At 35.9% G+C, this 551-nt stretch carries 2 pseudogenes; both read right to left on the reverse strand.

Going from position 1 to position 551, the window contains the following annotated elements:
• Positions 1-229: pseudogene (locus QM460_RS10505) on the reverse strand (hypothetical protein); the annotation flags it as partial.
• A 122-nt stretch (positions 230-351) separates the two neighbouring features.
• Positions 352-551, reverse strand: a pseudogene (locus QM460_RS10510) (hypothetical protein); the annotation flags it as partial.

The raw sequence follows: 551 nt of genomic DNA on the forward strand, positions 1-551 counted from the left end.
GCTTGAACATATTATTAAAAACATGTTCTAGGCTGGAAGTGATTTGATAAAGAGCCTTGGCAATCCCTCCTGGTAAATAAGTGAGAAATGCCATAAATGCAGGAGTCGGTTCTAAATAGTTGCCCCAGTAGGAATAAAATTCCGCCAGCTTTTTTGCATTCTCGCCTGTGATTTCACCATTGAGATTCTTGACCTCATTCATCAAATCTGAAAAGGTTTGATAGTGCACTAAAGGTACCTTCTTTCTTTCTAAGATACCCCTATCATATTCGATAATGGCATAATCGTTTTTAAAGGGACAATGAAATTCTGACAATAAAAAAAGCCTCAAATAATTGAGACTTTTGTAAGTTAATCTGCTGTTCCATTGAAATCATAGAAAGCATTGTCTTCTTTATAGCCACGAAGTAATTCAATGACTCTAATTTTTTTACCACCTTCAGTCAAGACGACTTGATAGTAAGCACCAGCCTCTTCAGGCTTATCTGCGTTATCACCAACAGCTATAGTAAAATTATCCTTTCCTTTCAGTTGACTTTCTAAACTAACAA

This window comes from Streptococcus infantis, assembly GCF_047464415.1.
Taxonomy (GTDB): Bacteria; Bacillota; Bacilli; order Lactobacillales; family Streptococcaceae; genus Streptococcus; species Streptococcus infantis_AE.